Annotated in this window: 19 protein-coding genes; 4 read left to right on the top strand and 15 right to left on the bottom strand. The window is 67.5% G+C overall.

Going from position 1 to position 21,020, the window contains the following annotated elements:
* Nucleotides 1–16 precede the first annotated feature (16 nt).
* Both KPL74_02955 and KPL74_02950 read left to right on the top strand, forming a co-directional pair.
* Nucleotides 17–766, top strand: coding sequence for a peptidylprolyl isomerase (locus KPL74_02955; GenBank protein ID QWT20978.1), 750 nt, complete (start codon nucleotides 17–19; stop codon nucleotides 764–766).
* Nucleotides 763–1,488 carry a UDP-2,3-diacylglucosamine diphosphatase gene (locus tag KPL74_02950; protein ID QWT20977.1) on the top strand — a complete coding sequence of 242 codons (726 nt, stop codon included), beginning with the start codon at nucleotides 763–765 and terminating at the stop codon, nucleotides 1,486–1,488. Before KPL74_02955 ends, KPL74_02950 begins: the two co-directional genes overlap by 4 nt.
* A gap of 36 nt (nucleotides 1,489–1,524) precedes the next feature.
* Here KPL74_02950 and KPL74_02945 read toward each other — a convergent pair whose 3' ends face one another.
* From KPL74_02945 to KPL74_02920, 6 genes are all read right to left on the bottom strand, one after another.
* Nucleotides 1,525–2,331 (bottom strand): ferritin-like domain-containing protein, encoded by an 807-nt coding sequence (locus KPL74_02945; protein QWT20976.1) that lies wholly within the window; start codon nucleotides 2,329–2,331, stop codon nucleotides 1,525–1,527.
* A 43-nt stretch (nucleotides 2,332–2,374) separates the two neighbouring features.
* Nucleotides 2,375–3,853, bottom strand: a complete 1,479-nt coding sequence (gene purF / locus KPL74_02940) for an amidophosphoribosyltransferase (GenBank protein QWT20975.1) — start codon at nucleotides 3,851–3,853, stop codon at nucleotides 2,375–2,377.
* Nucleotides 3,854–3,864: 11 nt separating this feature from the next.
* Complete coding sequence (locus tag KPL74_02935; protein ID QWT20974.1) at nucleotides 3,865–4,515, bottom strand: CvpA family protein; 651 nt, start codon at nucleotides 4,513–4,515, stop codon at nucleotides 3,865–3,867.
* Between the two features lie 27 nt (nucleotides 4,516–4,542).
* Nucleotides 4,543–5,616: an SPOR domain-containing protein gene (locus tag KPL74_02930; protein QWT20973.1), complete on the bottom strand. Its 1,074-nt coding sequence runs from the start codon at nucleotides 5,614–5,616 to the stop codon at nucleotides 4,543–4,545.
* Between the two features lie 87 nt (nucleotides 5,617–5,703).
* On the bottom strand, nucleotides 5,704–7,014 hold the full coding sequence (gene folC, locus KPL74_02925; protein QWT20972.1) for a bifunctional tetrahydrofolate synthase/dihydrofolate synthase: 1,311 nt from the start codon (nucleotides 7,012–7,014) through the stop codon (nucleotides 5,704–5,706).
* Nucleotides 7,011–7,637 (bottom strand): hypothetical protein, encoded by a 627-nt coding sequence (locus KPL74_02920; GenBank protein QWT20971.1) that lies wholly within the window; start codon nucleotides 7,635–7,637, stop codon nucleotides 7,011–7,013. The genes folC and KPL74_02920 overlap by 4 nt, the downstream gene beginning before the upstream one ends.
* A gap of 92 nt (nucleotides 7,638–7,729) precedes the next feature.
* On the opposite strand from KPL74_02920, the gene KPL74_02915 reads away from it, so the two are divergent.
* A complete protein-coding gene (locus KPL74_02915; protein ID QWT20970.1) occupies nucleotides 7,730–8,845 on the top strand; it encodes a sterol desaturase family protein in 1,116 nt (371 codons plus the stop codon).
* Between the two features lie 18 nt (nucleotides 8,846–8,863).
* On the opposite strand, the gene KPL74_02910 is transcribed toward KPL74_02915, so the two are convergent.
* The 7 genes from KPL74_02910 to KPL74_02880 all read right to left on the bottom strand — a co-directional run bounded on the left by KPL74_02910 (nucleotide 8,864) and on the right by KPL74_02880 (nucleotide 15,720).
* Entirely contained in the window at nucleotides 8,864–10,168 is a 1,305-nt protein-coding gene (locus tag KPL74_02910) for an adenylosuccinate synthase (protein QWT20969.1), read from the bottom strand.
* Nucleotides 10,169–10,221: 53 nt separating this feature from the next.
* Nucleotides 10,222–11,091, bottom strand: a complete 870-nt coding sequence (gene hflC, locus KPL74_02905) for a protease modulator HflC (protein QWT20968.1) — start codon at nucleotides 11,089–11,091, stop codon at nucleotides 10,222–10,224.
* Nucleotides 11,088–12,221 carry an FtsH protease activity modulator HflK gene (hflK, locus tag KPL74_02900; protein ID QWT20967.1) on the bottom strand — a complete coding sequence of 378 codons (1,134 nt, stop codon included), beginning with the start codon at nucleotides 12,219–12,221 and terminating at the stop codon, nucleotides 11,088–11,090. Before hflK ends, hflC begins: the two co-directional genes overlap by 4 nt.
* Nucleotides 12,222–12,375: 154 nt before the next feature.
* Nucleotides 12,376–13,686 carry a GTPase HflX gene (gene hflX, locus KPL74_02895; GenBank protein QWT20966.1) on the bottom strand — a complete coding sequence of 437 codons (1,311 nt, stop codon included), beginning with the start codon at nucleotides 13,684–13,686 and terminating at the stop codon, nucleotides 12,376–12,378.
* Between the two features lie 97 nt (nucleotides 13,687–13,783).
* Nucleotides 13,784–14,044, bottom strand: a complete 261-nt coding sequence (gene hfq, locus KPL74_02890; GenBank protein QWT20965.1) for an RNA chaperone Hfq — start codon at nucleotides 14,042–14,044, stop codon at nucleotides 13,784–13,786.
* A gap of 111 nt (nucleotides 14,045–14,155) precedes the next feature.
* A complete protein-coding gene (gene miaA / locus KPL74_02885; protein QWT20964.1) occupies nucleotides 14,156–15,112 on the bottom strand; it encodes a tRNA (adenosine(37)-N6)-dimethylallyltransferase MiaA in 957 nt (318 codons plus the stop codon).
* Nucleotides 15,113–15,141: 29 nt separating this feature from the next.
* Nucleotides 15,142–15,720 carry an isoprenylcysteine carboxylmethyltransferase family protein gene (locus tag KPL74_02880; protein QWT20963.1) on the bottom strand — a complete coding sequence of 193 codons (579 nt, stop codon included), beginning with the start codon at nucleotides 15,718–15,720 and terminating at the stop codon, nucleotides 15,142–15,144.
* A gap of 171 nt (nucleotides 15,721–15,891) precedes the next feature.
* Between KPL74_02880 and KPL74_02875 the strand changes: the two genes are divergently transcribed.
* Nucleotides 15,892–16,086: a hypothetical protein gene (locus tag KPL74_02875; protein QWT20962.1), complete on the top strand. Its 195-nt coding sequence runs from the start codon at nucleotides 15,892–15,894 to the stop codon at nucleotides 16,084–16,086.
* An 82-nt stretch (nucleotides 16,087–16,168) separates the two neighbouring features.
* Here the strand turns inward: KPL74_02875 and KPL74_02870 are convergent, their stop codons facing one another.
* Both KPL74_02870 and KPL74_02865 read right to left on the bottom strand, forming a co-directional pair.
* The gene (locus KPL74_02870; protein ID QWT20961.1) at nucleotides 16,169–18,331 is read right to left on the bottom strand and encodes a S46 family peptidase; all 2,163 of its coding nucleotides are present in this window, start codon (nucleotides 18,329–18,331) and stop codon (nucleotides 16,169–16,171) included.
* Between the two features lie 87 nt (nucleotides 18,332–18,418).
* Nucleotides 18,419–20,557, bottom strand: coding sequence for a S46 family peptidase (locus KPL74_02865; protein ID QWT20960.1), 2,139 nt, complete (start codon nucleotides 20,555–20,557; stop codon nucleotides 18,419–18,421).
* Nucleotides 20,558–21,020 lie beyond the last annotated feature (463 nt).

Here is a 21,020-nt window from a genome sequence, read left to right as displayed (position 1 = left end):
CCACGACCTGCAAACCATGCTGAAAGCCGTCCTCGCCAGCCTCCTCCTCGTCCTGCCCGCCGCGTCCCTGGCGCAGCCGCAGGCCAAGCCGGCGGCCCCCGCGCCGGGTCCCATGGACCACCCGCGCGTGATCGTGCACACCAGCCAGGGCGACGTCACCCTGGAGCTGTTCCCGGAAAAGGCGCCCAAGAGCGTCGCCAACTTCCTGCAGTACGTGCGTGACGGCTTCTACGACGGCACCGTGTTCCATCGCGTCGTCGACGGCTACATGGTCCAGGGCGGCCTCTACAGCCGCGACCTGACCCAGCGCCGCACGCGCGCCCCGATTCCCAGCGAAGCCGACAACGGCCTCTCCAACCTGCGCGGCACCGTCGCGGTGGCGCGTGGTGCCGATGCCAACTCGGGCACGTCGCAGTTCTTCGTGAACCTGGTCGACAACCGTCGACTGGACTACGTGAGCAACCAGAGCGGCCTGACCTGGGGTTTCGCGGTGTTCGGCAAGGTCGTGCAGGGCATGGACACGGTCGACAAGATCGCCAAGCTGCCGACCCGCGCGCAGGGCCCGTTCGTGGGTGACGTGCCGAACCCGCTGGTCATCATCAATTCGGCCCAGGTCGTCGGCGAAGAAAAGGCGGTGCCCGCGCCGTCGGCGACGGCCGCGAAACCGGCGGCCAGCACGGCGCCAGCCGCCGCCGCACCGGCGACCACGCCCGCCACCGCGCCGAAGAAGGCAGCGAAGAAGCCGGCCGCCAAGACCACGCCATGACCACGCTGTTCATCGCCGATCTCCACCTCGACGACGCCCGCCCCGACATCACCACCCTGTTCGAACGGTTCCTCGCCTCGGACGAGGCCCGCGCCGCGCGGGCGTTCTACATCCTCGGCGACCTGGTCGAAGCATGGATCGGCGACGACGACGATGCCGAGTTGCCCAACCGCATCGCGGCGGCGACGAAGGGCCTCGGCGATGCCGGCGTGCCGGTGTACTTCATGGTCGGCAACCGCGACTTCCTGCTGGGCGAATCGTTCGCCGGGCGTGCGGGCATGACCTTGCTCGACGACGGCACCGTGCACGAGATCGAAGGCGTGCCTACCTTGCTGATGCACGGCGACGTGCTCTGCACGGACGACGTCGAATACCAGGCCGTGCGCAAGCAGGTGCGCACCGATGCCTGGAAGCAGCAGATCCTCTCGATGCCGCTGGCCGCGCGCCGCGCGTTCGCCGCCCAGGCGCGCAACGACAGCAAGTCACGCACGGGTCGGATCGACGAGACCATCATGGACGTGAACCAGGGCGCGGTTGAAGACGCCATGCGCCAGGCCGGCGTGACGCGCCTGGTCCACGGACACACCCACCGCCCCGCCATCCACGACTTCACGCTCGACGGCACGGCGGCGCAGCGCATCGTGCTGGGCGACTGGTACGAACATGGCTCGGTGCTGGTCGTCGATCCCGACGGCGTCGCCCTGCGCGGCCTCAGCGCCTGACGCTGGCCCTGGAAACCATCGCGCGCAGGCGCGCTCCTACAGGGCGTTGAGGTTCTGCAACCAGGTGAGTTCGCTTTCGGAGAAACCGGCTTCGCGGCGTGCCTCCAGGTTGAACGGCCCGCGCAGCGACCCGTTCATGTAGTCGTTGAGCAGCGTGGCGAAGGTGGCTTCCGGCTCGATGCCGTCGCGCGCGCAGCACCAGTGGAACCAGCGGGTGCCGGCGGCAACGTGGGCGACTTCCTCGCGCAGGATCACTTCCAGCACCGCCACCGTGCGTTCGTCGCCCTGGCGGCGCAATCGCTCCATCATGCCAGGCGTGACGTCCAGCCCGCGTGCTTCGAGCACGCGCGGCACCAGCGCCATGCGTGCGGTATCGCTATGCGCGGTCTTCTCGGCCATTTCCCACAGGCCGTTGTGCGCATCGAAGTCGCCGTAGGCATGGCCGAGCTCGCCGAGCCGCCCCTGCAGCATCATGAAATGCCGCGCCTCGTCGTTGGCGCACGAGGCCCAGTCGCGGTAATACGCGTCGGGCTTGCCGCGGAAGCGATAGACCGCGTCCCACGCGAGGTCGATGGCGTTGAACTCGATGTGCGCGATGGCATGCACCAGCGCGATGCGCCCTTCCAGCGAGCCCAGGCCGCGCTGTGCAAGCTCGCGCGACGACACCAGGCGGGGTCGCTCGGGGCGCCCCGGCAATGCGATCGGCTCGGCCGCCGGCGAGGCCGGATCGGGCACGAGCGTGCCTTCGCCCAGCCGGGCGAACGTGTCGAAGGTGAGGCGTACTTTTTCCGCCGGATCGGCTGCGTCGAGGCAGCGGCGGGCGGCAGCGTGCAGGTCGTCCATCGGTCAACGGGCGCGGCACGCGCGAGGCGTGCCGCGCAACCGGTCAGGCCGTGCGGCGCTCGGACTTGGCATTGTCCGAACGCAGGGCTTCCTGCTGCTCGAGGAATGCGGAATCCACGCCGGTGACGTATTCGCCGGAGAAGCACGACGTGTCGAAACGGGTCAGCTCTTCGTTGCCGTCATTGACGGCCCAGACCAGGTCTTCCAGATCCTGGTAGACCAGCCAGTCGGCGCCGAGGATCTTCTCGACTTCCTGCACCGTGCGGCCAGCGGCCACCAGCTCCGACGCCGCCGGCATGTCGATGCCGTACACGTTGGGGAAGCGCACCGGCGGCGCGGCCGAAGCGAAGTAAACATTCTTCGCACCCGCGTCGCGGGCCATCTGGATGATCTGCTTGGAGGTGGTGCCGCGGACGATGGAATCGTCGACGAGCAGCACGTTCTTCTTACGGAATTCCAGGTCGATGGCGTTGAGCTTGCGACGCACGGATTTCACCCGCTCACCCTGCCCCGGCATGATGAAGGTGCGGCCGATGTAACGGTTCTTGACCAGGCCTTCGCGCATCGGCACGCCGAGCGCCTGGGCCAGCGAGCTGGCCGCCGTGCGCGACGTGTCGGGAATCGGGATCACCGCATCGATGCCGTGGTCCGGGCCGCGCTCGCGCAGGATCTTCTCGGCGAGTTTCTCGCCCATCCGCAGGCGCGCCTTGTACACCGAGACGTCTTCGATCATCGAGTCCGGACGGGCCAGGTACACGTACTCGAAGATGCACGGAGCATGCACCGCGCCCTCGGCGCAACGCTTGGCATGCAGTTCGCCGCCATCGGTGATGATCACGGCTTCGCCCGGCTCGATGTCACGCACGCGGGTGAAACCGAGCACGTCGAGGGCCACCGACTCGGAGGCCACGGCGTACTCGCGACCGGAGGCGGTCGCACGCTCGCCCAGCACCAGCGGACGGATGCCGTTGGGATCGCGGAAAGCGATGAGGCCGTAGCCGAGCACCAGCGCGATGCAGGCGTAGCCGCCGCGGGCACGGGCATGCACGCGCGACACGGCTTCGAACACGTGCTCCGGATTCAGGTCACCGCGGTCGTCCAGCTGCAGCTCGTGGGCGAGCACGTTGAGCAGCACTTCGGAGTCGGAGTCCGTATCGATGTGGCGACGGTCGTCCTCGAACATCTCCTTGCGCAGCTGTTCGGTGTTGACCAGGTTGCCGTTGTGCGCGAAAGCGATGCCGTAGGGCGAGTTGACGTAGAACGGCTGGGCCTCTTCGGTGCCTTCGGAACCGGCCGTGGGGTAACGGCAGTGGCCGATGCCGATGCGGCCGCGCAGCTTGCCCACGCCCGCCGAGTTGAAGACGTCGCGGACCAGGCCATTGCCCTTGTGCAGGCGCAGGCGGGCGCCATCCACGGTGGCGATACCGGCGGCATCCTGGCCACGATGTTGCAGGACGGTCAGGCCGTCATACAGGGCCGATGCCACTTCCGTGGTACCGACGATGCCGATGATTCCGCACATGGTGTTGCCTTCTACGAAGAGGCTGCCGTGGAGGCGGCAGCAGGGTGAGCCTGGTTATTGTCGCGCGATTGCCCGGGGATCGGCAGGTCGCGCAGCTTCATGAGATCGTCGCGGCTTGGCAGGTTGACGTCCGGCATTTTCATGTCTTTCAACGCGGCCGGCGGGTGCATGTAATCGCGCACGTTCGCCGGGATCTGCTGGCCGATCCATTCGGCCGGACCGCTGAACTGGCGCAGCATGGCCGATTCACGCCACCAGGGGTCGTTCGGCAACGGCGTGAAGCCGAGCATGAACACCACCAGGCTGACGATGAGCACGCCGCGCAGCAGGCCAAACAGCATGCCGAAGAGGCGATCGGTGCCACCAAGGCCCGTGCTCGCCACAAGGCGTGAAATCAGGAAGCGAATGATACCGCCGATGACCAGCACCGAGACGAAAACGACGCCATAACCGATCGCGGCGCGCGCCGTGCCGTTGGACACCGAGCCGGACAACATCTCCGCCACGTGGGGACCCAGCGCCCAGGCCAGCCAGAACGCCGCGACCCAGATCACCAGCGACAACACCTCTGAAATGAGGCCGCGCGCAAGGCCGATCAAGACCGAGATGAAGAGCACGGCCAGGATGGCGTAGTCGGCCCAGTTCACGTCGAAGTTTCCCATATGCCGACCCGCGCCCGGCCCGCCCCCTTACGGGGCCGAGACCACGACGCCGTCCAGGCCAACCTTGGCCTTGATCTGGTCTTTCAGGCGCACGGCGTCGTCACGCTGGGTCTGCGGGCCAGCCCGCACGCGCCAGAGTTTCGCGCCGCTGCTGGAGGCCATGCTGTCGACGTAGCCCGGGATGCCCGCGCCACGCAGCTTGTCGCGCAGGCGGGTCGCTTCGGCCTCGCTGCTGACCGCAGCCACCTGCACGGCGAAGCCACCGGCGCGGGGCGCGGCGGTCGGCACGGCAGCGGCCTGGGCTGCCGGCGCGGCGGCGGCCGGCTTCGGCGGGGCCGGCACGTCGGCGGTCTGGGTTTCCGGCTTCGACGAGAGCGAGGCCGGCGCACCCGGCACCGCGGCGGTGATCTTCAGGCGCGCGGCCTCGGCCGCCGCACGGGTCTCGAACGGTCCGGCGCTCACCCGGGTCAGGGCCTTGCCGGCCTGGTTGGCAGCGGTGGTGGATACCGGGTAACCCAGGGCACGGACCTTCTGCACCAGCGCATCGGCCTTGCTGTGGTCGGCATAGGCGCTGAGGTTGATCGAATAGCTGCCTCGCGCGGCGGCACCGGCCGGCTGGGCGACGGGCGTTTCCGCCGGCGCCGGGGTGGCCAGCGCGGGAGCCGGGGTCGGCTTCGCGGGCTTGCTGGCCGTCGGCGTGGCGGCCGGCTTGGCGAAATCTTCCGGCAGCGCATCGGCCGGCTTGCGCGAGGCGATGTCCACCGAGGCAAGGCGGCTGCCGCTACCCGGGGTCACCGCGGCAGGCGGCGGGGTCGGCGCGGTCGGTGCCACGGCGGCCGGCGCGGCATTCGGGGTGGCCGACGGCGAACCCGCCGGGCCTGGCGCGGCGGCGGCGGGCGCCTGCGCGTTGGCCGGGGTGGCACTGCCGTTCGGGGACACGTCCAGGGTGCGCGACTGCAGCTCGCGATCCGGTGCAGGCGGGATCTCGAGGCTTACGGTCTGGTCGGCATCGCTCTTGGGCGGCGCGTTGGAAAACAGCATCGGCACGAACAAGACGAGCAAGGCGATGAGGACGGCGGCACCCAGCAGGCGTGTTTTCAAGGAGAGCTCCATTCGACCGGCGCATTGCGGATCGCGGCGATTATAACCGGCATTGGGCGGGGCTCGATGCCCTGCCCGTCGCGACGTTCACCTCGGCGTCGAAAGCGCCGCGCTGGCCACGAAGAACGAGCCGAACAGCAGCAGCGTGTCGGCCTCGCCAGCGAGGGCGCTCGCGGCCTGCCAGGCCGAGGCCACGTCCGGAAACGCGTCATGCGGCGCATCGGGCAAGGTGGCTGCAAGCGCCTGCGCGAGCGCCTCGGCAGGCAGCCCGCGCGGCGTGTCGCGCTCCAGCCCGGCGAGGAACCAGTGGTCCACCCGCGAACCCAGCGCGGCGATGACGCCGGCGACGTCCTTGTCGGCCAATGCACCGTAGACGGCCAGGACACGACCGCCCGGCGCACGTGCATCCAGCCAGGCGGCCAGCGCGCGCGCCGCCTGCGGGTTGTGGCCCACGTCGACCAGGGTGAGCGGGTGCTCGCCGATACGCTGCAGGCGTCCACCGACGCGGACCGTCTCCAGCGCGTGGGCGATGGCCGCCTGTGGCACCTGCACGCGGTCGCGCAGCGCATGCAGCGCGGCGATCGCCGCCGACGCATTCGCGAACTGCACCGGCGCCGCCAGCGCCGGCCGCGGCAAGTCGAACGCCGCCCCGTCCTGATGCGTCCACCGCCACCGCCCCGTGCTCAGCCCCTGTAGGAGCGCGCCCGCGCGCGAAGGCCCCAGGCCCTCAACCTCCCACCAAAACACCGACCCCGCCCGCTCCACCACCGCCCCCAGCCCACGCAACGCCTCCAGCAACCCCTCCGGCGGATCCAGCTCGCCGACCACCACCGGCCGCGCGGCCCGTGCGATCCCGGCCTTCTCCCGCCCGATGCTGTCGCGGTCGCCGCCCAGCCAGTCCTGGTGGTCGAGGCCGATCGTCGTCACGATGGCCAGGTCGGCATCGATGATGTTGACCGCGTCGAGGCGGCCGCCCAGGCCCACTTCGAGGATGGCCACGTCCACCGACGCCCGCGCCATCAGGTCGATCGCGGCGAGCGTGCCGAACTCGAAATAGGTTTGCGGAATGCTTCCACGCGCCGCCTCGATCCGTTCGAACGAGGCGACGAAGGCGTCGTCAGCCACGTCGATGCCGTCGATCCGCACGCGCTCGTTGTACCGGAGCAGGTGCGGCGAGGTGTAGCAACCGGTGCGATAGCCCGCCGCGCGCAACATGCCTTCGAGCAAGGCCACCGTGGAGCCCTTGCCGTTGGTGCCGCCCACGGTGATCACCAGGGGCGCCGGGCGTGGCGCGCCCATCGACTCCCATACGGCGCGGACGCGGTCGAGGCCCAGCTCGATGTCGCGCGGATGGGTCTTTTCCTGGTACGCCAGCCATTCGTCGAGCGTGCGGGTCATGCGCCAGCCTCCGCGCGGTGAAGGTCGCGCATCCAGAAATCCAGTAGGTGTGGCGAAGCGGCATCGTCGCCACGTTCTTTCCACGACAACGTGCAATGCATCCCGGCCACGGGCGCGTAGCCGCGACCGCGCCAGAACGCATCGTTGGCCCGATGGCCCGCCGGTGCGCGGGGATCGCGGGGGTCGCGCCGGACGGAGCAGAACGCGGTCGAACGGAATCCGCCCGCGCCACGCGCATGCGCCTCGCGTGCGTCGAAAAACGCGTGTCCGATGCCACGCCCGCGCCACGGCGCGAGCAGCACCGATTCGCCGAAGTAGAAGACGTCGTCGAGAGGCATGCCGCGGTCGAGGAAGGGCTGCTGGAAGGCATCGCTGTCTTCGGCGAGCGGCATCCCGGTGGACGCACCGACGACCTCCCCGGCCACGCTGCGGGCGACCACGCAGACACTGCGCGTCGAGGCCGCGTAGGCGGCGAGGTAGTCGCGTTCGTAGTCGCGGTCACCGTCGTACAGATAGGGCCAGTCGCGGAACACGGCGATACGCAGGCCGGCAAGCTCGTCCACCACGGGGAGGATGGCCTGCCCTGCGTGCACGGTGATCTCGATGCCGGGGATAGCGCGCATGCCGGAAAGCCTTACGAAAGAGGCGTGAAGCTTAATAGCCGGGCCGCTCGTGCGCACCTGCACGGCGTCATGTTGCGAGGCCCGAGGAACCCATGTTCGCCCCATGGTCCCACCTGGTCGACTGGACCAGCGTCCACGCCATCGTGCCGCTGCTCACCTGGCTACGCCTGGGTGGCCTGGCGGGCGACCCGCGCGAGATCGCCGAAGCAATCCTTATCTCCCTGCTGCAGGTGGCCATCATCGGGCTGCTGTTCCGTCCGCTCGAGGCCGTGATCCCGGCCGAACGCTGGACCGATCGCAAACTCACCCGGGTCGATTGGCAATACACGCTGATGATGCTGGTCGGCATCTTTCCCCTGTTCAGCTACCTGGTGCTGACCCCGATCAGCAATTACTTCGGTGGTCCCGACACCGGGCCGGGCGACGACTCGCTGCTGGGCATCGTTCATTGGCTGCCGGCGCTACGCAGCCATCCCTTCGCGCTCTTCGTCGTCTACTACGTCATCTACGATCTGGTCTATTACTGGATGCACCGGCTGCAGCACGCGTTGCCGTGGTGGTGGGCGTTGCACAGCATGCACCACAGCACGCGGCAGATGAGCTGCTGGACCAACGACCGGGGCAGCCTGGTCGATGGCTTCCTGCAGTCGATGGTGCTGGCCGGCGTGGGCGTAGTCATCGGCGTGGCGCCAACGGATTTCGCGTGGCTGGTGCTGCTCGGCGAGCTGGTACAGAACTTCTCGCATGCGAACGTGCGCGTTCGATTCGGGCCGGTGTTCGACCGCCTGCTGGTCTCACCGACGTTCCACCGCCTGCACCACATGCTGGTGGACCCCGATCGCCCTACCCTGCACAACTGCAACTTCGGCCAGGTGTTTTCGCTCTGGGATTCGTTGTTCGGCACCGCCTTGCACGGCGAGCCGATCCGTCCCACGGGCGTGGGCGATCCAATGGTTGACTCGGATAACGAGAAGCACCTGGTGGGCCTGCACTGGGCGGCGTTCCGGCGGTTCTGGGGGGCGGTTACCTGCAGGGCCGGCTGGCGGCTGGGCGAGGTGGCGTTCGGGGAGGATTTCCGGCCGATCTCCGTGGCGGAGATTGACTTGCATGCGTTGCATGCGGGTGCGGGGGATGCGCGGGGTGCCGCAGGGGATGGGCGCGATGGGCAGGTCGATCGCGCGCAGGCGCGCTCCTACATGGGTAGCTAGGAGCGCGCTGCGGGGGGCTTAGCAGTCGGCGCCGCCGAACGGATCGTCGAGGATGATCGTGTCGTCGCGGTCGGCACCGGTGGCCACGAGGGCCAGCTTGCAGCCGGAGAGTTCTTCCACGGCACGCAGGTAGGCGCGCGCCGCCGGCGGCAGCTTGTTCCAGTCGCGGATGCCCGCGGTGGACTCTTCCCAACCCGGGAACTCGAGGTAGACCGGCTTGCACTCGGCCCAGCCGTCGGCGTCGAGCGGCGCGAGCTCGCGACGCTTGCCGCGGTATTCGTACGCGATGCAGACCTTGATGCTTTCCAGGCCGTCGAGCACGTCGAGCTTGGTGATGGCCAGGCCGTCGATGCCGTTGATCTGCACGGCGCGCTTGAGCGCCACCAGGTCGATCCAGCCGCAGCGGCGCGGACGGCCGGTGCTGGCGCCGAACTCGTTGCCCTTCTTGCGCAGCAGCTCGCCCATCTCGTCGTTCAGTTCGGTCGGGAACGGACCGCCACCGACGCGCGTGGCGTAGGCCTTGCAGATGCCCAGCACGTAGTCGATGTCGCGCGCGCCCACGCCGGTGCCGGCCAGTGCGCCGCCAACGGTGGTGTTCGACGAGGTGACGTACGGGTAGGTGCCGTGGTCGATGTCGAGCAGTGCGCCCTGCGCGCCTTCGAACAGGATGTTGCCGCCTTCGCGGCGCACGTCGTGCAGGATGGTGGCGACGTCGTCGACCATCGGACGCAGGTATTCACCCCAGGTCAGTGCTTCGTCCAGCACGGTCTGGTAGTCGACCGGCTCGGCCTTCAGCCACTGGGTGAGCACGAAGTTGTGGTACTCGACGGCGGCCTGCACCTTCTCCGGCAGCTCGTGCGGGTACATCAGGTCAGCGACGCGGATGGAACGGCGGGCGACCTTGTCTTCGTAGGCCGGGCCGATGCCACGACCGGTCGTGCCGATCGCCTTCGCACCGGACGCCACTTCGCGCGCCTTATCGACGGCGATGTGGTACGGCATGATCAGCGGGGTGGCCGGCGAGATCTTCAGGCGCGGACGCACGTCGACGCCCTGGGCCTCGAGCTCGGCAATCTCGCTCATCAGCGCGGCCGGCGAGAGCACCACGCCGTTGCCGATCAGGCACAGCGCGTCGTCGCGCAGGATGCCCGAGGGAATGAGGTGCAGGACAGTCTTCTTGCCCTTGATCACCAGCGTGTGGCCGGCATTGTGGCCGCCCTGGAAGCGCGCGACGGCGCCGACGCGCTCGGTGAGCAGATCGACGATCTTGCCCTTGCCTTCGTCGCCCCATTGCGCGCCGAGAATAACTACTGACTTACCCATGGTGGTGGTTCTCTTAGGTTGCGTTGCCCGCGAGGGCGATGTGGAGGCGGTGTTTAGCGCTGGCGGCCGGGGCCGTCGTTGAGGTAGCGCAGGAATTCGGAATCGGGCTTGAGCACGAGCGTGGCCTTGCCGTCGTTGAAGGCCTTCTTGTAGGCCTGCATGCTGCGGTAGAAGGCGAAGAACTCGGGGTCCTGGCCATACGCCGATGCGTAGATGGCGGCTGCCTTCGCATCGCCGTCGCCGCGCACGGTGGTCGCATCGCGGTTGGCGTTGGCGAGGATCACGGCACGCTCGCGATCGGCGTCGGCCTGGATCCGCTGGGCGTTCTCCTTGCCGGTGGAGCGCAGGTCGTTGGCCAGGCGCGTCCGTTCGGTGCGCATGCGCTTGAAGACCGACGTGCTCACTTCTTCGGGCAGGTCGATGCGCTTGATCCGCACGTCGACCACGCTGATGCCCAGCGTCTTGCGTGCGATGGCATCGGTGCGCTGGCGCACGCGCTCGGTGATGTTCTTGCGGCCACCGCTGATCAGTTCTTCCAGCGGGCGGGCGTTGAACTCGTCGCGCAGCGCGTCCTTCACCACCGGGGTGAGGCGGCCGATGGCGGCGGTCGGATCACCCGACGTGGCGCGGTAGTACGCCGCGCTGTCGGCGATGCGCCACTTCACGTAGAAGTCGACCGTGACGCTCTTCTTCTCCTGGGTGAAATAGCGCTCGGGCGGCGCATCCAGGCCGAGGATGCGGCTGTCGAACAGCACCGCCTGCTGGGCGAGCGGCACCTTGAAGTGCAGGCCCGGCTGGTAATCCGAGCGGACGATGCGGCCGAACTGCAGCAGCAACGCGTTCTCGCCTTCCCTGACGACGAACACGCTGTTGAAGCCGAGCAGGACCAGGGCGACGACGACGAGGCCGGAGATGATCTTCACTGGGCACCTCCCTGCGGCGCCGGCGTGGCATCGGTGGTCGCGGACTGGACCACGGTGCCGACGCCCGGCACGTTGCGCACGCTGGTGTTGCCGCCTTCCACGGGCACCTGGATCAGGTTCTTGCCGTTGCTCCCGTCGATGATCTTCTGGTTACGGCTCATCACGTCCTCGACGGTTTCCAGCCACAGCCGGCGGCGGGTCACGTCCGGCGCGGCACGGTATTCCTTCAGCAGCAGGTTGAAGCGCTCGGCGTCGCCATTGGCGCGGGCCACGCGATCGACGCGGTCGGCCTCGGCTTCGGCCGCGATGATGGCGGCCTGGCCACGCGCATCGGGCAGCAGCTTGCTCTGGTAGGCACGGGCTTCGTTTTCGCTGCGCTGGCGATCTTCGCGGGCGGCGTTGACGTCGTCGAAGGCGTCCTTCACCTCGCGCGGCGGCGACACGCTCTGGAAGCTCACGCCGGTGATGGCGATGCCCGAGTCGTACATGTCCAGCGTGGACTGCAGGATGTCGCGGGTCTGCTGCTGCAGGGTTTCCTTCGCCTCGGGCGACGCGTCCGCACCCGGCGCCTGGGTCGGCGCGACCGGCGCGTCGGCCGACGGGGTGGTGAGGATGTTGTCCATCGCATTCGCGCCGACCACCGAGCGAACGGCCGCCTCGGCGGCGTTCTTCAGCATGTTCTCGGCGTTATCCGCGTTCGAATACAGGAACTTGCGGGCGTCGGAGACCTGGTACTGCACGTTGAAATCGATCGAGATGATGTTTTCGTCGCGGGTCAGCATGGACACCGTGTCCGAGACCGTGCGCACCTGGGTGGTTTCCACCTTGGTGACCGTCTCGATCGGGCTGGGCGCCTTGAGGTGGAAGCCGGGCGTGAGCACGCGGGCAAACTGGCCAAAGCGCAGCACCACGCCGACCTGGCGCGCGTCGATCACGGTGACGCTCGAGACGCCCAGCCAGGCCACCAGGAAAACCAGCAGGATGGCCAGCACGCCACCGCTGCCCGCACCGAACCGGCCGAGCCGGGAGGTGAGCTGCTTCAGCAGGCTGTCCAGGTCGAACTTGCTTCGACCGGGCCGGTTGCGGTTCCAGGGGTCCTTCTGGCCGTTGCCGGGTTCATTCCAGGGCATGGTCGGCAGTCTCCTTCGGGGACTGGGGGTGGGCGGCCGGAAAGGCTCAGGGCGTACCCGCCGTGGCGGGGGGAACGGCAACGGGCGCGCAAACGCCCGTCATCGCGCCTAAACGGGCACGCAAACGCCGTGAATTCTACCAGATGCTCGCCGATCAATGCTCGGCAAGCGGGGCATCGATCAGCTCGCGCAACGGCAAGCCATGCGCATCGTCACCCACCAGCGGCGCCAGCACCGACCGCGGGGCGTCGATATCCAGCTGCCAGCCGTTCTCGTCGACCGCCTCGCCCGCGATGGCCCCGGCGGCCCTGAGGCGGGCGTGCAGGCGGCCTGCGGTCAGCGGCAGGCGGATTTCCGCCCGGATCCGGTCGCCGCCGAGCAGCTCGCCGAGCACGTCGCGCAGCCCGTCGATGCCGGCCCCGGAGTGGGCCGATACCCACACCGTGCGCGGCTTGCCCTCGTCGTCGCGATCCACCCGAGGTTCGAGCCCTTCGATGAGATCAATCTTATTCATGATCGAAAGCTGGGGAACGTCCCCTGCCCCGATCTCCTCCAGCACCGAGTTCACCACCCGGCGGAGCAGGTCGCGCTCTTCGTCGGCCGCGTCGCTGACATGGATCAGCAGGTCGGCATCGCGCGCCTCGGCCAGGGTGGCGCGGAAGGCGGCGACCAGGTCATGCGGCAGCTCGCGAATGAATCCGACGGTGTCGGCGACCACGGCCGGGCCGCAGCTGAGGCCGTCGATCTTGCGCACGGTGGGGTCCAGCGTGGCGAACAACTGGTCCGCCGCGTAGACGCCACCGGTGGTGAGCGCATTGAACAGGGTGGACTTGCCGGCATTGGTGTAGCCGACCAGGGCCACGCGCGGCACGGTGTTACGCAGCCGCGAACGCCGCTGCTGGTCGCGCTGCACCTGCACCTTTTCGAGGCGCTTGCTCAGCATCTTCACCCGCTCGGCGAGCAGGCGGCGATCGGTTTCCAGCTGGGTTTCACCCGGGCCACGGTTGCCGATGGCACCGCCGCGCTGGGCGTCGAGATGGGTCCAGCCGCGGACCAGCCGCGTGGCCAGGTGCTTGAGCTGGGCCAGTTCGACTTCCAGCTTGCCTTCGTGCGAGCGGGCGCGCTGGGCAAAGATGTCGAGGATCAGCCCGGCGCGGTCGACCACGCGGGTCTTCAGGTGCTTTTCGAGGTTGCGTTCCTGCACGGGCGTGAGCACGTGGTCGACCAGCACCACGTCGGCTTCGAGCGCGCGCACGGCCTCGGCGACCTCGTCGGCCTTGCCGGTACCGATGTAGAAACGCGGATTGGGGTCAGCGACGCGCGCTGAGATGCTGGTGAGGATCTCGGCACCAGCCGAGGACACCAGTTCGGCGAATTCTTCGCCACGGCGGATCGCATCGCCTTCGCCCCGGGAATGCGGGAGCACCAGCACGGCGCGATCGCCTTTCTTTTGCCTATCGAACACTTAGGGGATTGACCTCATGGATGGAGAAGGATTGCGTGCGGGCCGGCTGGCCCACACGCATCCTTCCGTATCTATATGGGTTCCGCCCGAGGGCCCCTCAACCCTCGATGTCGCCACCCGCCGTTTCGACGTGGCTCTCGTGCCCGCCGACCCGGACATTCCGGCTCGGCACCACGGTGGAGATGGCGTGCTTGTAAACCATCTGGCTCACCTGGTTACGCAGCAGCACCACGAACTGGTCGAACGACTCGATCGTGCCCTGCAGCTTGATGCCGTTCACCAGGTAGATGGCGACCGGCACGCGCTCGCGCCGCAGCGCATTCAGAAACGGATCTTGCAACGATTGCCCTTTGGACATTTCTTCTTCTCCCCTACGCTTCTCGTACGGGTCCGGGTAAAAAAACGCCAAACGGCGCCCCGGCCCAAGTGCCTTGAATCTTAACTGCTTTTAAACGCCTGCTGGAAGCGGTCAGCGTGACGACGTCGGCATTCCGAGGAACTGCCCAACCGCCCTGCCCGCTTCCGGCAACGAATCCCCCTGATCCGGATCGAACGTTCGTGCGTCGAGCTCGCTCCGCAGCCAGGTGACCTGGCGTTTTGCGAGCTGCCGCGTGGCATAGATACCACGCTCACGGAAGCTTGCGGCATCTCCTTGTCCGTCAAGGAATTCCCAACCCTGTCGGTAGCCCACGGCGCGGATCGCGGGCAGGTCGGGGTGGAGGTCGCCACGGGCTTTCAGGCCGCGCACCTCGTCGAGGAAGCCGTCGGCCAGCATCGCGTCGAAGCGCAGCGCGATCCGCTCATGCAGGCTTTTGCGATCCGCCGGCAGCAGGGCCAGCTTCAGCACCCGCCAGGGAAACGGTTTGCGCGGCGCGTTCTGAAGCTCGCTGATCGGCCGGCCGGTGAGTTCGAAGACTTCGAGCGCGCGCTGGATCCGCTGCGCATCGCCCGGCCGGATCCGTTCGCCCGCCGCGGGGTCGATCGCGGCCATGCGGGCATGCATCGCCGTCCAGCCGATGGCGGCCGCTTCGGCGGCAAGCCGCTCGCGCACGGCCGGGTCCGCCTCCGGCAAGTCGGACAGACCACGCTGGAGCGAGCGGAAGTACAGGCCGGTGCCGCCGACCAGCAAGGGCACCTGGCCCCGTTCGGCGACGCGCTGCATGGCCGCCGTGGCGTCCGCGGCGAAATCCGCGGCCGAATACGGCAGGGCCGGGTCGCGGATATCGATCAGTTCATGCGGATAGCGCGCCAGCGTCGCCTTGTCCGGCTTGGCCGAACCGATGTCGAGCCCCGTATACACCAGCGCCGAGTCGACGCTGATCAATCCCAACGGGAAGCGATCGGACAGTTCACAGGCAAGCGCCGTCTTCCCCGACGCCGTCGGGCCCATGAGAAAGATGGCAAGCGGACGAAGATCACGACTCATCCGCACAAGGTTACCCCACCCCTCACCATTCAGAGCACCCCGGGAATCAACGCCTTCGTACGCCCCCGATATGCAACGTACGCGTCCCCAAACGTCTCCCCCAGCATCCGCTCCTCCATCCGCAGCTTCCGCCAGAACGACACGAAGACGATCGCCACGGCAATAATCCCGCGCACGTCACCCACCTTCAGCGCCGACCCGACGAAGGCCAGCAACAAACCCGTGTAGATCGGATGGCGAATGTAACGATACGGCCCGGCCTCGATCAGCTCGTGCCCCTGCTTGATCTGCACCACGCTGCTCCAGTTTTTTCCCAGCAGGTAGCGCGCCCAGCACGCCAGCGCCACGCCGGAGGCAACCAGGACCAGCGACAAAGCAAACACCGGATCGGTATGCGGGACGAATGCCTCGACGAGCCAGGTGCCGCGAAACCAGGCATTCGGCCCAAGCAGTGCGAACGCCAACGCGAGCGGGAGCCAGTAGAGGACAACCCGGGTGAGCCACGGTTCGCCGCGCACGGCAGATTTGTTTCCCCACGCGCTGATGGCCCACCAAGCAAGGAGGAATAACCAGCATGCGCTGATCGCGCCCTTGAGTATGTCTTCCATGGTCACTTCCCCGTTCAGCTTCCATCCTAGGCCGCCCAGGGGTCGGCGGCACCTGCCGAAAGTCCGTACTCCCAAGGCGGGATGACAAGCCGGATCGTCATTCGCCTACATCTTCGGCGCGTTGGTAACGGCAAACTGCCGTCAAGCCCCATCCACGCATCCGGAGCGTCCATGTCCACTCCATTCGAATCACGTTATGCCGCACGCGACGAAGAAGATCGCGAGAAGATCCGCGCGGAAATGTTCAAGATCCTTGCCGAGACGTCGAAAATCAACGCAGAAGCGCGCTGGTATCCGTTCGTGGCATCGGCAGGATTTTATGCTGCCGCGTTTGCGCTTTTGAAGCTGACTGAGGTTTTCGGGTGAGACCAGCAGCCGGACGTGTCAGTCGCCGGCAGAATGCCCTCCCACGGACCGAGGGACCGTGGGAGGGCACCGGCGTCGCGTATTACTTCGCGGGAACGCCCATTTCCTTGAGCAGGTTATCGGCGTGGTCGAGGTGGTGCATGACCCAGAGCATGTAGCGGACGTCGACCTGGATCGAGCGGTTGAGCTTCGGGTTGAACAGCCAGTCGCCGCTCACCGATTCCCAGTTGCCGTCGAAGGCGAGGCCGACGAGGCGGCCCTGCGCATCGAGCGCCGGGGAGCCGGAGTTGCCGCCGGTGATGTCCAGGTCCGCCAGGAAGTCGACCGGCAGCGTGCCGAGCTTCTTCGACGCGTAGCCATCGAACGCCTTGGCCTTGATCGCCTCGATCTCGGCCTTCGGCGCGTTGAACGGATCTTCGCCCGTGTTTTTCTGGACGATGCCTTCCGCCGTGGTGAACGGGGCGTAGGCCACGCCATCGCGTGGTGCCACGCCCTGCACGTTGCCGAAGGTCACGCGCAGCGAGCTGTTCGCATCCGGATACACCGGCAGGCCCTGCGATTCCTTCCACGCGATGATCGCCTGCATGTAGCGCGGACGAAGCTTCGCCAGTTCGCCATCGCGGGCGTCGTCGGCGTCTTCGATCTTCTTCAGGTCCGGCAACACGGCGGTGGCCAGCTTGAGCGCGCTGTCGTTGCTCGCGGCCAGGGTCTTTTCATCGGCCTTGAACCACTTCATGCGTTCCGCGGTGTCGCCCAGCTTGCTGCCCTTGTACAGCGCGACGACTTTGGCCTGGATCGCCGGTCGCGTGCTCGCGCCACCCAGCCACTGGTCGAGCGACGGCAGGCGCTGCTCCTTCGGCAGGCTGGCGTAGTGAACCAGCGCGTTGGTCAACAGGTCCTGGTCGGTCTTCGCGTCGTAGCGGCGCTCCATCTGCTTCAGCGCGCCCTCGATGCGTACTTCGTCACGCTGCTGGTAGCCGGATTCGCGCTCCATGTCCGGCTTGGTCCGCTCGTGGGCCAGGCGCGCAAGGCGAATGCCGCTGGAGAGGAGCTGGGTGCGCGCGATCAATGCGAGGTCGGTATCGCGGGCACGCGTCGCATCGCCTTCCTTCAGCTTCGCCTTCAGCGCGGCGATGTCCTGCTGCAGCGACTGGTTCTCCGCGCCACCCTGCTTCGCCAGCCAGGCGTCGAGGTCGGCTTCCTGCTTCTGCTTCACGGCCACCGCGTCGGCACGGCGCAGGCCTTCGAGCTGGCCGCCGAAGTTCTTCAGGTAATTGTTGAGGCCGGCGACGAGGCTGGCGTACTTCACCGTCACGTCGGGGTTCGTCTTCCCGTTCGCCGCGATCGTGTCGAGCTGCTCCTGGTAGAGCTTGATCTGGGTCGGATACGTGAAGTCGATCGAGCCCTGCACTTCCTGGGCGAGGCGATAGCGGTTGGTCCGGCCCGGGTAGCCCACGACCATCACGTAGTCGCCTTCGTCCAGCCCGTCGGCGTTGACCTTGATCACGTGCTTCGGGTGGTAGGGCACGTTGTCCTTCGAATACGTGGCCGACTTGCCGTCCTTCGAGACGTACGCGCGCAGGTAGCTGAAGTCGCCGGTGTGGCGCGGCCACATCCAGTTGTCGACGTCGCCGCCGAACTTGCCGATCGACTCGGGCGGCGCGTAGACGAGGCGCACGTCCCTGATCTCCAGCTGCTTGATCAGCTGGTAGCTGTAGCCGCCATGGAACGTGTAGACGTCGCAACGATAACCGTCGGTTTCGCAGCCCTTCACCAGCTCTTTCTTCGCCAATTCGATGGCGTCGAAGCGCTGCTTGCCGCTCATGCCGGCGGTGAGCTTCGCGTTGACGTCCTTCGTCACGTCGCGGATTTCTTCGGTGACGAACACGCGCATGTCCGGGGAGCCCGGCAGCTCGTCGGCGAGGGTCTTCGCTAGGAAGCCCTGCTCGATCAGGTTCTTCTCCTTGGTCGAGTTGTACTGCAGTGCGCCGTACCCGCAATGGTGGTTGGTGACCACCAGGCCGTCCGGCGACACGAACGACGCCGTGCAGCCGCCGAGGCTGACGATCGCGCCCATCGGGTAGGCGGTCAGGTCGGTCAGCGTGGCCGGATCGAGCTTCAGGCCATGCTGCTTGAGCATGCCGGCGATCTTCGGCAACTGCGCGGGCTGCCACATGCCTTCGACGGCGTGGGCGGCAGGAACGAGGCCGGCGGCAAGGGCCGCGGCGAGGGCAAGGCGACGCATGGGTATTCCTCCTGAAAAACGTTACAACATAACAATCGCAGGCCACGGCCTCCGGCGCCTATGTGCCGGAGGTCATGGGTCCGCGTTTCAGCGTGCGGGCACGCCCAGTTCCCTGAGCAGCGCGGGGGACGGGTAAACCTTGTCCATCAGCCAGCGCATGTAGCGCATGTCGACGTGGATGGCCCGCTTGTAGCGCGGGTCGTACATCCAGCTGGCACTGACCGCCTCCCAGTTGCTGTCGAAGTTCAGCCCGACCAGCTCACCCTTCGCGTTGAGCACCGGCGAGCCGGAGTTGCCGCCCGTGGTGTCGAGGTTGGAGAGGAAGTCGACCGGCATGGCGCCCGACGCCGGATCGGCGTAGCCCTTGAAGTCACCCTTTGCGATGGCGTCGAGCAGGGGCTTCGGCGCGTCGAACGGCGCGACGCCGGTGTTCTTCTCGACGATGCCCTGCACGGTGGTCAGCGGCGCGTAGCTCACCGCATCGCGTGCCGCCAGCGGCGTGACCTTGCCGTAGCTGACGCGCAGCGTCGAGTTGGCGTCGGGATAGACGGCCTTGCCCTGCTTCTCGCGATAGCCGATCAACGCCTGCATGTAGGCGGGGCGCAGGCGCATCAGGTCGCCATCGCGACCCTTCTTCTCGTCCTCGATGCGCAGCAACGCCGGGCGCAGGGCACGGGCGGCGACGAGCAACGCGTCATCGCTCTTTTCCACCTCGGCCGGGCTCGCCGCGAACAGGCGGTTCCGTTCGGCTTCGTCGCCGAACTTCGTCGCGCCATAGATGTGCTCCAGCGCTCGGGCGAGCGCGGCCGGCGTCGTGCCGAACACCGCGTCCACCTCGGCCACGTGCTGCGCGGCCGGAAGCTTCTGGTAGCGGGTGAGCAACGAGGTGACCAGGGCCTTCTCGACGGTCGGGTCATAGCGGCGCTGGATCTGCTTCAGCTGGCTCTGGATCAGTTCCTCGTCGCGTTTCTGGTAGCCGCTCTCGCGGGCCGCGTCGGCCTTCGGCCGCTCCACGGCGAGGCGATCGACGTTCAGGGCACCACGCATCAACTGGGTCTGGCTCGACAGCAAGCCGAGCAGCAGGTCGCGCTCGCGCACGTCCTTGCCCTGGGCGATCAACGCGACGACCTGGTCGATCCGCGGCTTCAGCGTCGCCGCCTCCGGCTGGGTGGCCAGCCAGGCCAGCATCGCGGCTTCGTCGTCGCGACGCGTGGCCACGGCGTTGCTGCGCTGGAGGCCTTCCAGCTCACCGCTGAAGCGCTTGATGCCGTTCTTCAGCGACTGCAGCTGCGAGGCGTAGCGGATCGCGGCGTCCTTGTCGTTCCTGCCCTGTGCTTCGATCACGTCCTGAAGCGCCTTCAGCACGGCGACCGAGGTCGGCAGGCGCCACTCCACCTGGTCGGCGAATTCCGCCGCGGTGCGATGGCGATAGGTGATGCCCGGGTAACCCGCCAGCATCACGAAGTCGCCCTCGGCCACGCCTTCGGTGGCGATCTGCAGGTGCGACGGCGGGTGGTAGGGCTTGTTGTCCGGCGAGTAGTCGGCCGGCTTGCCGTCCGGCCCGACGTAGGCGCGCAGGATGGTGAAGTCGCCGGCGTGGCGCGGCCACATGAAGTTATCGGTTTCGTCGCCGTAGTTACCGATGGCGCGCGGCGGGGCGTAGACCAGGCGAAGGTCGCGCAGCTCCATCTGTTTCACGAGGTAGAAGTCGCGGCCGTAGAACATGTTGGCCACGCTGCATTTGATGCCGTCTTCCTTTTCGCACTCGGCGACCAGCGCCTTGCTGGCGGCGTCGATGGCGTCGTAGTACGCCCTGCCCGTCTTGCCCTTCGCGTCGGCGAGGATGCGATCGGTGACCTTGTCGAAACCGACGGTGACGCGGGCGCGGTAGTCCGGATTGGCGGGCAGTTCGCCGGCACGGTCGGCGGCGACGTAGCCGTTGGTGATGAGGTCGCGGTCGGGTTTGGAGTTGTACTGGATGACGCCGAAGGCGACGTGGTGGTTGGTGACCAGCAGGCCGTCGGCGGAGACGAAGGAGCCGGTGCCGCCGCCAACGCGGACGACGGCGTTGAGGGGTGCTTTCGTCAGGTCGGCGAGGTCGGCGGCGTTGCCTTTGTAGCCCGCAGCCTTGAGGTTTTTCGCAATCGAAGGCAGTTGCGAGGGCATCCACATGCCTTCGTCTGCCTTTGCTTCCAGCGCCAAAGCCATGGCGGCTCCCAGCATCATGGTTCGGATTCGCATCGTCTCACCTGTCCCGTCGGTTCCAAAGCTGGCCCACCCTAGAGGGGCCCGCCATCCGCTGGCAACGCCCTGCGCCTGCCTCGGGGTCCGACCTCTGCGCGACGCTCGGGCGTGGTCGCAGGAGCAGCGCTCGGACGTGGTCGCAGGACCAGCCCTCGGCGCCCACCCTCGCTGCTCAGACAGGTCCTCCGCGCTCGACAAGGGTGGCCGCAGCCGCGGCCCATGTATTTGATTAGCCTTCGGCTGCTCGCTTGTGCGGAACTCGCCTCGAGGGTGGGCGCCGAGGTCTGTTCTTGCAGCCCGCCGCAAGCCTTGTCTGTAGGAGCGCGCCTGCGCGCGATTGGGCGACAGGGCGGGGATGCTGGAACCTGATTCATCGAATGATGCGAACGCGATCGAATCACATGGAAATGATGATCGTGGGCTCTGGTACCTGCTGTGTTTAGGC

It is taken from the genome of Bacillus sp. NP157 (assembly GCA_018889975.1).
Classification (GTDB): Bacteria; Pseudomonadota; Gammaproteobacteria; order Xanthomonadales; family Rhodanobacteraceae; genus Luteibacter.
This window is presented reverse-complemented; position numbering and strand designations above follow the sequence as displayed.

Excerpts from the sequence above, each read along its gene's own strand:
- KPL74_02955 (QWT20978.1), top strand. The coding sequence starts at position 17 with ATGCTGAAAGCCGTCCTCGCCAGCCTCCTCCTCGTCCTGCCCGCCGCG.
- KPL74_02950 (QWT20977.1), top strand. The coding sequence starts at position 763 with ATGACCACGCTGTTCATCGCCGATCTCCACCTCGACGACGCCCGCCCC.
- KPL74_02945 (QWT20976.1), bottom strand. The coding sequence starts at position 2,331 with ATGGACGACCTGCACGCTGCCGCCCGCCGCTGCCTCGACGCAGCCGAT.
- purF (QWT20975.1), bottom strand. The coding sequence starts at position 3,853 with ATGTGCGGAATCATCGGCATCGTCGGTACCACGGAAGTGGCATCGGCC.
- KPL74_02935 (QWT20974.1), bottom strand. The coding sequence starts at position 4,515 with ATGGGAAACTTCGACGTGAACTGGGCCGACTACGCCATCCTGGCCGTG.
- folC (QWT20972.1), bottom strand. The coding sequence starts at position 7,014 with ATGACCCGCACGCTCGACGAATGGCTGGCGTACCAGGAAAAGACCCAT.
- KPL74_02920 (QWT20971.1), bottom strand. The coding sequence starts at position 7,637 with ATGCGCGCTATCCCCGGCATCGAGATCACCGTGCACGCAGGGCAGGCC.
- KPL74_02915 (QWT20970.1), top strand. The coding sequence starts at position 7,730 with ATGTTCGCCCCATGGTCCCACCTGGTCGACTGGACCAGCGTCCACGCC.
- KPL74_02910 (QWT20969.1), bottom strand. The coding sequence starts at position 10,168 with ATGGGTAAGTCAGTAGTTATTCTCGGCGCGCAATGGGGCGACGAAGGC.
- hflK (QWT20967.1), bottom strand. The coding sequence starts at position 12,221 with ATGCCCTGGAATGAACCCGGCAACGGCCAGAAGGACCCCTGGAACCGC.
- hfq (QWT20965.1), bottom strand. The coding sequence starts at position 14,044 with ATGTCCAAAGGGCAATCGTTGCAAGATCCGTTTCTGAATGCGCTGCGG.
- miaA (QWT20964.1), bottom strand. The coding sequence starts at position 15,112 with ATGAGTCGTGATCTTCGTCCGCTTGCCATCTTTCTCATGGGCCCGACG.
- KPL74_02880 (QWT20963.1), bottom strand. The coding sequence starts at position 15,720 with ATGGAAGACATACTCAAGGGCGCGATCAGCGCATGCTGGTTATTCCTC.
- KPL74_02875 (QWT20962.1), top strand. The coding sequence starts at position 15,892 with ATGTCCACTCCATTCGAATCACGTTATGCCGCACGCGACGAAGAAGAT.
- KPL74_02870 (QWT20961.1), bottom strand. The coding sequence starts at position 18,331 with ATGCGTCGCCTTGCCCTCGCCGCGGCCCTTGCCGCCGGCCTCGTTCCT.
- KPL74_02865 (QWT20960.1), bottom strand. The coding sequence starts at position 20,557 with ATGATGCTGGGAGCCGCCATGGCTTTGGCGCTGGAAGCAAAGGCAGAC.